Here is a 9,135-nt window from a genome sequence, read left to right as displayed (position 1 = left end):
CCGCTCCTTAGATCGACGATTCGGTGGACAGGATCTGGTCGCAGGTGCGAACCGGGATCCCACGGAAGGTCGTGATTGCCTTGCCTTCCCACTCTTCCAGGCGCAGCAGCACGTTCGTCTTGTTCACCGCCTGGATGTCCAGATAGGTGCGGATCGTACGGTTGCAGTAGATCGCGAGGCGACCCATCTGCATCATTGCGCCGTCCGGCGCGTCCGACTTCTGCTCGGTCGACACACGCACCGGCGCCGTCGGGAGACGGTGCACGCCGCGGATCAGCGCGTTGATCAGGTTCGCCGCCGAACCGCCGGAGAGCAGCGTCACATCGATGTCGGCAATCCGGACGATGTAGCGCCAGTCACGAACCGTGAGGCCCATATCCCACTTGAAGTGGGTACGGTAGCCGCGGTAGAGGTTGCCGTTGGCATCGGTCAGCGGAACGAGATCGCCGAGGTCGTAATGCTGCAGACCGGAAATCTGACCCTTCGGGAAGATGCCATGACAGGTATTCGGACCCCAGGTCACGATCCAGATCGACGTGTTGGTCGAAGCCACGCCGCCAGCGTTGATCACGTTCACAGCGGTTTGAGCACTGGCCGTGGTCGACGTGTTGTAGCGCGGCGAGAGGCCCATGAACCGCTCCGGGTTCGTCTGCACGTTCCCGTAGAACAGCGTGCCGGCCATCTGCTGATTCATGCCTTCGAGGAAGGCCATGTCTTCCGACAGGCGGAATTCAGCGGTGTTGCCGTTCAGGTCAGCCAGCGCCTTGTCGATTTCGCTGAAGCACTCCAGCATGCCGCAGTTGTCCGTGACCTGTGCAGTTGTGGACTTTGTCTTGACAACGCCGTAGTTCAGCAGACGCCACGTAGCCGATGGCAGACCGGTTCGAACCGTGGTCTTGTGGCCAGTGGGGAGGTTGCCTTCGACGACGAGCATGTCGTCGAGGATTTCGTTGGTCTGCGACAGCAGGTTGATGATCGTGGCAACCTTGCCATCGTCATCGATCCGCTTCGCCCAGTCCGCGTACGTAAGCGCGGTACCGCCGAGAAGTGCCATGATGGACTTTCCTTTAAGTGGTCATAGTCGAATCTCCTTGCTGTTCAGCGCGGGTGACACGTGGGATGTGTCCGATCTGCGCAAGTGGGGTTAGCCTTCGTTACCTTTACCCGGTGCTGCCATGCCTGGATAGAGGGTTGCACCAGCAGTCTTTTGACTCAAGCCTGCAGGGCTACCAGCTACCGGACTGGCGGGTGCGTGGGCTGACGCCGCCTTAAAAAGTCCACGGATGATTTCGGGGTTGTTGCCGGCGCCCGTTATGTTGAGCGCCTCAAAAAACTTGTCTGCACCTTCACCGAGCAGATTCTTCAGCCCGGTTTTCGTCGCAGCAAGATTCTTGTCCAGATTCTTTCCACCGATCTCGGGGTCATTCCGGACCTGCTCCTGCCACTTGTTCTGCATCTCAGTCCACGCGCGCATTGGCGCATCCTGGATTGCCTTGAGATCAGAACTATACAGGTCTACTAACTTTTGCGCCACGTCTTGTGGTATACGCGCCTCGGCAGCGAGCTTGGTGAAATCACCGAGCTTCGCCTCGTCAAGCGTCACGCCGTCTGGCAGTTTGAATGCCTCGTAGGTGATCGGCTCTTCGGGCTTCGCCGGTTCCTCCGGTTTCTTGCCCTCTTCCGGCTTCTCAGTACTTTCCGGCTTGTCGTTGAGCAGGCTCTCGGGAGGCGTCAACCCCGGATCAGGAGCGGGTGACGGCGCAGGCGTCGCGGTGGGGGACGGCGGCGCAGCGGTCGCGCTACCAGCCGGAGCGTCGGTTGCGCCTTCGCCTTCGAGGAGAATCCAGCGACGAATTAGGTTATGCATTTTCCTGCTCCATCAAGTCGTATTCTTTTTTGCACGAGGCCCGCAGTTGCGCGAACAGCATCAGGCCGATGTTGTGCATCCCGTTTTCGAAGGCGTCTTTCGACGCATTGCCCGAGAACGGCACATGAAACGGACGACAGGTCGACAAAAGCTCCCACATCCACAGACGTCCGTCGGCGGTGCTCATGGTCTGCCGCAAGCCGTTCAAGCGGCGCTCTTCGCGTATCTTTACCTGCTTGGCCTTTTCCTTGACGGAGGTCGCATCGCCAGCGTCGTAGCGCGTTTCTTCGGTATCAGTGGACGATCGCATTGCCGGCCTCCGGTTTGATTTCAACTGACGGGATCTTGAAGACTTCCTGGCCAATGTGCGACAGCGTGAACGAGACGGGCCAGTCGATCCAGACCTTGAACCCGGCCTCCCGCGCGGTGCGGCAAAAGAAGTAGTCTTCGCCCTCTACCCACGCGACACCGTCGGTGATCTGCGCCGGCGTCTGGAAGTAAGGCTTCTGCAGCTTTTCGAACACACCCATCTTGATCAGCATGCAGCCGCCGGGAATACCCGACGCTTCGTACAGGCGGTCGCCGCCGACTTGCTGCCCCGCGATGGCCTCCTCGAGCATCCGGCCATCCAGCGCCTTGCCGAGCAGCGTGTGAGGCGGTCGACGCTTGACGTACGTGCCGCCGACGATATCGACATCGCGCTCGATCAGTTGCCGGATCGTCCACGGGTGGAAGACCATATCGCTGTCGAGGAAGAGCACGTAATCAACGCCGAGCTTTTGCGCTTCGTCGACCAGCGCGTTGCGCGCCATCATGACGAGGCTGTCCTTGACGTTGATCAGCGCCAGTTCGATCGGCTCGTGTTTCTTGCCCTGGATCGTGACCGGACCACATTGGTACGCCATGGCGGCCAGCGCCATCGAAAAGTCGGCGTGTACCATGTCGCCGGACGGAACGCAGATGGCGACACGAATCGGCCTGGCGTCGCGGTGCGGCAGCTTGCCGCTATCGAGTTTCGTGCTCATTTCGGCACCACGCGGCAGAAAGGAGCAACGTGCGTGAGCGGACCGTCGATGATGCGCTGCGCCTCTTCCGCGGTGTCGTACACCGTCGCGCGATCCTTTTCCGTGACCCATCCGCCATACGGCGAACCATAGTCGCGACCGACTTTCACGGAAAGGTAGGCCGGCAGTGCATCACCGCTACGTTCAATCAGATGCCCGACGTTGTGTGGTAGGGCTTCATTCGAGGTGCTCATACGTTCATGATCTCCACTGAGTAAGCGTTGAGGGTGATGTTGTCTGTGCTCGTTGCGAGCTGTCCAGTGATCTGGACGGTGAGAGGTTGCGTGGTGTCGAGCGCCATCGCAGCACCGGCCTGGCTGGTCGAGGTTCCAGCATTCGTCACGATCTGGCCGTAGTTCTGCTGGGTGTTGCCGCCATTCACCATGTCGGCGTGATAGGTCTGCGTCGCGGTGCTCGCGATAGCAGCGGCAGCACCAAGCACCGTGCCATTGACCTTGACCTTGACAGTCTTGACGTTGGCGTTATTCGTCGAGGTCGAAGTCGCCCAGATGCTCAGGCGGCCATGCGGCAACAACTTTCCGGCCGGAATCACGATCGACGCCAGCACCGTTTCAGCCGTCGTTCCCGTGACTGATGTCGGTCGGCCCGACTGGCCGAAAACATTGGCGACCGAGCCGAGCTGAGGATTGTCCAAGTTGCTCATTTCTTCTTCCCCTGGTTGGGATACAGCTTCTTGCCGGGTGACTTCTTGTCGCCGTCGTCGTCATGCATGCCCATCAGGGTTTCGGCAAGCCGAGCCTGCTCGCCAGTCTTGCCGCTGTCGTGCTCGTGCTCTTTGGCGAACTCAGCAGTCGACTTGCCAGCCTTCTCAGCTTTCTCGCGGAACTGGCCATGCGCATTTGCAGTGGCCTTGCCGATCCACTTTTTCGCCATGATCAACTCCCCTTTTCCGCATCCTGCGATGTGAGGTTCGGGTACATCTGCTGCGCTGGCGTCTTCTTCTTTACGCCCTGCGACACGTCCTTCGGCTTGGGCTTCATCTCAGCCGGAGCGGGCTGGCCGCTGGGCTGCTGCGTGATTTCGGGCGGGAGAGTAACGGCCATCAAAGCCTCCGGGTCTTGCCAGTTTCAGGATCAATCAACAGTTCCGGCTTGCCCGGCTGCAGCACGATCAACCGGTCACGATCGATCACCGCAAGCTCGCAACCGGGACCGCCGTAGCCTTTCGGCAGCGGGCACACGAACCTTGCACCTTCGATCGCCACACCGGCCATGTTGTTGGCTGCATCGAATACCAGTTGGGCCTGAGGAACTGCCGGGCGTGCCTGGCTGCGCTCTACCGCATCAGCCCAGCGCGCCTCATTCTTTTCGGCTTCGAACTCTTCGGTGAGGCGCATTTCGAACAGGCGCCGGTCGCGAGGATCGACGTCTTTGCGGACCTGCGCGAGCAGCGACATCGGATCGATGACTTTTTCGCTCATTGCACTGTCGCGCCGTAAACGTTCTCGCCCATGGCCGCCTTCAGCGGCTTGATCATGTTGACGCGATCCGGGTCACCCTGCACGTTTTTGGCGATGATCGTGAGGCCGCGCGCATCTTCGCACCACAGCACGTCCACACCCGCGGCGTCGATTACATCCATCAGCCTGGCGTGGGTTTCACCCAGCGCGGCATTCATCTTCTCGTCATCCATCAAGCACCTCCCATGATCTTCTGCAGGGCATTCTGGCCACCGCCGACATCCGTCTGGCTGAGCCCTTGCGCGCCCTGCACTGCGGCAAGACTGTTTTGCATTGCGGCTTGCTGTTGGGTTTCCTGCGCACGCTTCGCGCGGATCGCCTGAACTTTGGCGGTCGCCATGATGATCTTGGGCGAGACGCCTAGCATGTCGGCGTACTCGTCAATCATTTCGTCCCAGTCGACGTTGTCCAGCGCCCCCGGAACAGCCCCAGCCAGGTTTCCAACGAACTGGGCAAGGCGTTCAACGCTAGCCGTGCTTGCGGCCTTCTGAGCCTCGGCCAGCATGCTGATGTACTCAACCTTGATTTTCTGACCAGACAGTTCGCGCGGGATCGGCGGGAAGAGCCCGCCACGAAGCATGATGTCGAACGTGCAATTGATTGCCGGGTCAAGGGCTTCATTCTCGAATCGCTCCAGAACGGGCCCGAGCTGGATCAGCTTCTCTTCCTTGCGAGCGTCGATCTCGGTCGCCGTGCGAACCGTGTCGAGCTGGCTGATCATCATGAAGAGATCGTTGAAGAAGGTCGCCTTGATGCGCGCCTGGACGGTCTCGATGTCCTGCACGAGGCCCGTGAGATCAGGGGTGATCTCATAGATCGGCTTGAATCCGATGCCCTGCGCAGCGCCATTCACGTAGGTCACACCGCCAGGGATCATGCTGGCCGGCTCATTCTTCAGGCTCGCATCGGCCAGCATCGGCGGATTCACGTGCTTGTCGATCGCCTGCGCCTTGCGCTTCTGCTCGACCTGCAACTGCTTCAGATCACCCAGCGCATCCATGCCCGGCGAACGGCCGTAGGCGTCGTTGCCGATGATGTCCCATCGCGGCGCGATGAAAGGCTTTTCCCAGAACCCCTTCAGCCTGAGTAGCGTGTTGTTCGCTGTGCCGCGTTCCCAGTACATCTCGCGCCACGGCATGCTGCCCATGCCCGGCGCCTTGGGGACCAGATCATCATTGGGCTCGATCAGATGGCCGATGATGATCTCGCGCGTCAGCGCGGCGCCGCCCTGATCGACAGCCTGCTGAACCGTAGGGCTGCAATTCTCTTTGCCAAAGCGCTCAGCAACCTGCTTGCACGTGAGAACGAACTCGCGCGCAAAGATGCCGACGTCCTGCCGATCATCGTTTTGTAGAAAGTACTCACCAGCGCACGTGTTGTAGCACCGGATCACATCGTCATAATCCTGATAGATGATCAGCACACCAGTGCCAAAGGCACCGAGATCGCCGTAGACCGTGGCGAGCGACGTGTAGAAGTTTGACTCCGCGAACACGGTCTCCATGCGACGCTCGCACTCGGCAAGCCACAGCTTGACGTTCGAGTTGTCGTTGAGCGTGTCGTTGTTCGTCGACAGCTTGAACCACGGGCGGCCGGGGCTCGTGATGCCCGACATCATGCCGGCAGCGAGCACGCGCAGTGCGATCGTGCCAGTGTTATCCACGATGCGCTGATTGATCGGCGAGCCGCGGTTGCCCTGGTTCGGGGTGATCAGCCACTTGTAACGACGCGGAATCAGATAGTCCGAAATCTCACGCCAGTGAGTCCACCATGAATATCTGTCTGTCTTCATGGCGACGAGCAGCGTATCCGCATGCTCGCGCAGCTTCATCGTCTCCGGGGTTGACTTGTCCCCGTAGGCTTTCTGCCCTGGCTTGAGATCGGCTTCGGCCATGGCTTAGGCCGGATTCGAGGGAGTGATCGTCGGCGGCTCGGTCGATGGCGGCGCTTCCTGGGTCGAAACGATCGGAGCGGGAGCCGGGGCGGGCGCCTGGGCGGTCAGGATCTTGCCGAACGCAGACGCGATCTGTTGTTCGATAACCGGCAGTTGCGCCTGAACGGCAGCCTCAACCAGCAGCGAAACATCGGGGATTGCGCCCTGCGCCACCGCGGCGCCGGAACCGGAAGCCGCCTGGCCGGCCTGGAGCATGTCGATCTGCGACGTGACTTCCTGCATCCAAGCGGTCATGGCCAAAGCCTGGGCAGCCGACGGATCTGCCAAAGCCAGCGTGTTGTGCTGCGCATCGAGTACCGCCTGAAGCGCATTCGTGAGTGCGGTCATGTCAACTCCCCAACAGGGTTTTTGTGCCGGTACTCGCCGGCGAAGTGAGCCCGTTAGGGCCGGTGTCGATCATGGCTTGCGGCCCGATCGCATTCGTTGCGCGCGTCGCCGCAGTCGTTGCGGCCTGCGCGCCCTGCGGCGACTGAACCGCCGGAATCGGAGGCGGAACAGTTACCGCCGGAACAGAAGGTGACCCACCAAGGCCCATTTCGGACTCCTAAGTCTGATCGACGTGAAAAGGATCGTAATCGTGCTGCACCATCGGCTTGTTGAAAGCCGCCGCACGACCAGCGTTCGCATTGGGCTGCACAGGATAGGCAAACGTCAATGCAAGCGCGTCGGCGATGTCTGGGGACGAAAGGCCGCGCTTCTTCATATCCTTTTTCGACTCGAGCTGGATTGCGTCTCGCCCGTCACGCAGGACGAAGCCGTACTCGCGATCTGTCAGTTGAGAATGGAGATCCGTGTCGTCGTGCGGAATCGACCCACCAGTTTTAAGCCATTCTTTCATCACGCCCCACATCTCGGCGGCCTTGTTTGCGTACGCTACGGCTTCTTGCCCAGGCTGCGAGCGATCGGGCGACGCTCCGAATTGAACTTCGATAACCGGGATCCGCAACTGGCGTAGACGGTCAACAACTCCTGAGCCAGTTCCGCCTCCGTCGACAAATATCGCATCGGCCCGGTAAAACTCGTACTGCTCCGCGACCCGGGCCGCGAGCTGCATGTTGTCGAGTCCGCGGAACTTGATTGGCTTGTGGGTTGATCCATCGCGGCCCTTCCTGATATAGATCACGGACTCATCGTCACCAAAGCGAGCAGGATCGACGCCCAGCACAAGGGCATCATAGACGCCAGCATGAGCCTCGCGTGATGCGGCCGCCTCAACGATATCTGAGCCGATAAACTGAGTAGATCCCGCACGAGGGAACACGCCCCGTACACGAACACGAACGAAGTCAGAATCTTCTCCATAGTCGACCACCCACTGGGCTAGCTGTTCCTTGTTCGTCATCCGCGCCGTGCGGCTGTCGATCTGCCTCGTGATCCAGCGATGCTTCAAGCTGCCGAAGCATTCGCGGAAACGGCCCGTGTTCCGCGTTGGGTTGCCGAACACAGCCCAGATGATCTGCGTGTCCTTGTCGGTCAGCGCACCTTCCGCTGTTTCCCAGATGATCTTAGGGATGGCGGAAGCTTCGTCGAATATGAGGACGACCCGTTTGCCCTGGTTGTGGAGACCCGCGAACGCCTCAGTGTTTCGTTCGCTCCACGGAACCATGTCGATTCGCCATGTCTTTGAGTGAGCTTCGTCGCGGGCATAGAGAGCAGTCGCCGTGAATTCAAACCATGAAGCGAAAATGCAGCGCCGATACCACTTGGCCAGCTCTGCCCATGTCTTTGTTCGAAGCTGCGCGTCCGTGTTGGCTGTTACGACGCCGCGCGTGTCCTCAAACGTGCACATCGCCCACAGGATCACCCACGACACAAGAGCAGACTTGCCGATGCCGTGGCCACTCGCGACTGCAATCTGGATCGCCTGAGTGACGTTGATGTCGCCGGCGCGCAGCTTCGCGCCGATCTCGGTCAGGATGTCGCGCTGCCAGTCGTCAGGGCCCAGATGGGCTTGAAGTTCGCCTGAGCCCCAGGGGAACGCAAATATGACGAAACCCAAAGGGTCGCTGCAATAGCGCGCGGCTTCTTCAACCAGCTCGACCTGAACGTTGGCAGCCGCACCCATCAGACCTCCACCGCCGCGCGCCGCTTGCGCGCAGCCTCAAGTGCCAAAGCCAGGTTGTCGACTGCATCCTCTTTGCCCGTGTGCTCGGCAATGCCGTAAGCCTCGCGTTCGAGCCCGATAAGGATTTTCAGAACTTCAGCAAGCTTCTTCACGCCGTCGATACGGCCAGCGCTCGAAATCACGGCGTTGTAAATGTCGTTGCGCCTGTCGCGGCCCTTATCGTCCTCCTGACGGAGCAGGAAACCGAGATCCTCGAACAGACCCTTATCGATTGTTTGCGCTTCCAGCTCCTCGAGGAGCTTCAGCGCGATGGCACGGAACTTCGAAATGTCTTTGCGATGGGTGAGGCGCACATTGGCAATTGCCTGTGCATTTTCCTCGACGATCACGCGATCTGTTACAGCACGCTCCGCTGTAACGCTTTCTGTAACAGCCTGCCTTGTAACAAGCTCGTCAGCCTTTGCGTGGATCTTCGCGGAGAGGTCTTGCGTCCACCCCTCGCGCTTTGCACGGCGGGCGATTGCCATGTGATTGACGCCCGGATTCGCAGCCGCGATTTCGCGTAACGAGAGTATCCCGGCGCGATAGTCAGATTCGACTCGCTCCCAGTCAACGTCGGGCTTCTTTTCGGGGGATTTTGACACGGGAACGCATCACAGAAAGGGATGCGCAGACCATAGCACTAAGGCATGAGCAATTCAACGC

The 9,135-nt window shown here is 60.0% G+C and carries 14 protein-coding genes; all 14 read right to left on the bottom strand.

All coding sequences use genetic code 11. The features are described 5' to 3' along the window. Positions 1–7: 7 nt before the first annotated feature. Complete coding sequence (locus BUS12_RS20255; RefSeq protein WP_074298681.1) at positions 8–1,054, bottom strand: major capsid protein; 1,047 nt, start codon at positions 1,052–1,054, stop codon at positions 8–10. Between the two features lie 90 nt (positions 1,055–1,144). Continuing rightward, positions 1,145–1,867: a hypothetical protein gene (locus BUS12_RS20250; RefSeq protein WP_074298679.1), complete on the bottom strand. Its 723-nt coding sequence runs from the start codon at positions 1,865–1,867 to the stop codon at positions 1,145–1,147. Then, complete coding sequence (locus BUS12_RS20245) at positions 1,860–2,177, bottom strand: Bbp19 family protein (RefSeq protein ID WP_074298677.1); 318 nt, start codon at positions 2,175–2,177, stop codon at positions 1,860–1,862. The genes BUS12_RS20250 and BUS12_RS20245 overlap by 8 nt, the downstream gene beginning before the upstream one ends. Beyond that, complete coding sequence (locus BUS12_RS20240; protein ID WP_083640528.1) at positions 2,161–2,892, bottom strand: glycosyltransferase family protein; 732 nt, start codon at positions 2,890–2,892, stop codon at positions 2,161–2,163. Before BUS12_RS20240 ends, BUS12_RS20245 begins: the two co-directional genes overlap by 17 nt. Then, positions 2,889–3,125, bottom strand: coding sequence for a hypothetical protein (locus BUS12_RS20235; protein WP_074298676.1), 237 nt, complete (start codon positions 3,123–3,125; stop codon positions 2,889–2,891). Before BUS12_RS20235 ends, BUS12_RS20240 begins: the two co-directional genes overlap by 4 nt. Continuing rightward, positions 3,122–3,595, bottom strand: coding sequence for a hypothetical protein (locus BUS12_RS20230; RefSeq protein ID WP_074298674.1), 474 nt, complete (start codon positions 3,593–3,595; stop codon positions 3,122–3,124). Before BUS12_RS20230 ends, BUS12_RS20235 begins: the two co-directional genes overlap by 4 nt. After that, positions 3,592–3,825: a hypothetical protein gene (locus BUS12_RS20225; RefSeq protein WP_074298672.1), complete on the bottom strand. Its 234-nt coding sequence runs from the start codon at positions 3,823–3,825 to the stop codon at positions 3,592–3,594. The genes BUS12_RS20230 and BUS12_RS20225 overlap by 4 nt, the downstream gene beginning before the upstream one ends. A gap of 2 nt (positions 3,826–3,827) precedes the next feature. After that, positions 3,828–3,995, bottom strand: a complete 168-nt coding sequence (locus BUS12_RS38855) for a hypothetical protein (RefSeq protein WP_171991690.1) — start codon at positions 3,993–3,995, stop codon at positions 3,828–3,830. Next, on the bottom strand, positions 3,995–4,372 hold the full coding sequence (locus BUS12_RS20220; protein ID WP_074298670.1) for a hypothetical protein: 378 nt from the start codon (positions 4,370–4,372) through the stop codon (positions 3,995–3,997). Before BUS12_RS20220 ends, BUS12_RS38855 begins: the two co-directional genes overlap by 1 nt. Beyond that, positions 4,369–4,569, bottom strand: a complete 201-nt coding sequence (locus tag BUS12_RS20215) for a hypothetical protein (RefSeq protein ID WP_171991689.1) — start codon at positions 4,567–4,569, stop codon at positions 4,369–4,371. The genes BUS12_RS20220 and BUS12_RS20215 overlap by 4 nt, the downstream gene beginning before the upstream one ends. 14 nt (positions 4,570–4,583) lie before the next feature. Then, positions 4,584–6,305: a portal protein gene (locus BUS12_RS20210; protein ID WP_083640527.1), complete on the bottom strand. Its 1,722-nt coding sequence runs from the start codon at positions 6,303–6,305 to the stop codon at positions 4,584–4,586. A gap of 3 nt (positions 6,306–6,308) precedes the next feature. After that, a complete protein-coding gene (locus BUS12_RS20205) occupies positions 6,309–6,692 on the bottom strand; it encodes a hypothetical protein (protein WP_074298666.1) in 384 nt (127 codons plus the stop codon). A gap of 217 nt (positions 6,693–6,909) precedes the next feature. Beyond that, positions 6,910–8,430: a phage terminase large subunit family protein gene (locus BUS12_RS20200; protein ID WP_074298664.1), complete on the bottom strand. Its 1,521-nt coding sequence runs from the start codon at positions 8,428–8,430 to the stop codon at positions 6,910–6,912. Then, positions 8,430–9,074 (bottom strand): hypothetical protein, encoded by a 645-nt coding sequence (locus tag BUS12_RS20195; protein ID WP_074298662.1) that lies wholly within the window; start codon positions 9,072–9,074, stop codon positions 8,430–8,432. The genes BUS12_RS20200 and BUS12_RS20195 overlap by 1 nt, the downstream gene beginning before the upstream one ends. Positions 9,075–9,135: the final 61 nt, after the last annotated feature.

Origin of the sequence: Paraburkholderia phenazinium (assembly GCF_900142845.1) — a bacterium.
Classification (GTDB): domain Bacteria; phylum Pseudomonadota; class Gammaproteobacteria; order Burkholderiales; family Burkholderiaceae; genus Paraburkholderia; species Paraburkholderia phenazinium_A.
The sequence above is the reverse complement of the archived record's forward strand: the minus strand, read 5'-3'. Positions and strand labels throughout refer to the sequence as shown.

Excerpts from the sequence above, each read along its gene's own strand:
- BUS12_RS38855 (WP_171991690.1), bottom strand. The coding sequence starts at position 3,995 with ATGGCCGTTACTCTCCCGCCCGAAATCACGCAGCAGCCCAGCGGCCAG.
- BUS12_RS20210 (WP_083640527.1), bottom strand. The coding sequence starts at position 6,305 with ATGGCCGAAGCCGATCTCAAGCCAGGGCAGAAAGCCTACGGGGACAAG.
- BUS12_RS20230 (WP_074298674.1), bottom strand. The coding sequence starts at position 3,595 with ATGAGCAACTTGGACAATCCTCAGCTCGGCTCGGTCGCCAATGTTTTC.
- BUS12_RS20255 (WP_074298681.1), bottom strand. The coding sequence starts at position 1,054 with ATGGCACTTCTCGGCGGTACCGCGCTTACGTACGCGGACTGGGCGAAG.
- BUS12_RS20200 (WP_074298664.1), bottom strand. The coding sequence starts at position 8,430 with ATGGGTGCGGCTGCCAACGTTCAGGTCGAGCTGGTTGAAGAAGCCGCG.
- BUS12_RS20205 (WP_074298666.1), bottom strand. The coding sequence starts at position 6,692 with ATGACCGCACTCACGAATGCGCTTCAGGCGGTACTCGATGCGCAGCAC.
- BUS12_RS20225 (WP_074298672.1), bottom strand. The coding sequence starts at position 3,825 with ATGGCGAAAAAGTGGATCGGCAAGGCCACTGCAAATGCGCATGGCCAG.
- BUS12_RS20235 (WP_074298676.1), bottom strand. The coding sequence starts at position 3,125 with ATGAGCACCTCGAATGAAGCCCTACCACACAACGTCGGGCATCTGATT.
- BUS12_RS20240 (WP_083640528.1), bottom strand. The coding sequence starts at position 2,892 with ATGAGCACGAAACTCGATAGCGGCAAGCTGCCGCACCGCGACGCCAGG.
- BUS12_RS20245 (WP_074298677.1), bottom strand. The coding sequence starts at position 2,177 with ATGCGATCGTCCACTGATACCGAAGAAACGCGCTACGACGCTGGCGAT.
- BUS12_RS20220 (WP_074298670.1), bottom strand. The coding sequence starts at position 4,372 with ATGAGCGAAAAAGTCATCGATCCGATGTCGCTGCTCGCGCAGGTCCGC.
- BUS12_RS20215 (WP_171991689.1), bottom strand. The coding sequence starts at position 4,569 with ATGAATGCCGCGCTGGGTGAAACCCACGCCAGGCTGATGGATGTAATC.
- BUS12_RS20250 (WP_074298679.1), bottom strand. The coding sequence starts at position 1,867 with ATGCATAACCTAATTCGTCGCTGGATTCTCCTCGAAGGCGAAGGCGCA.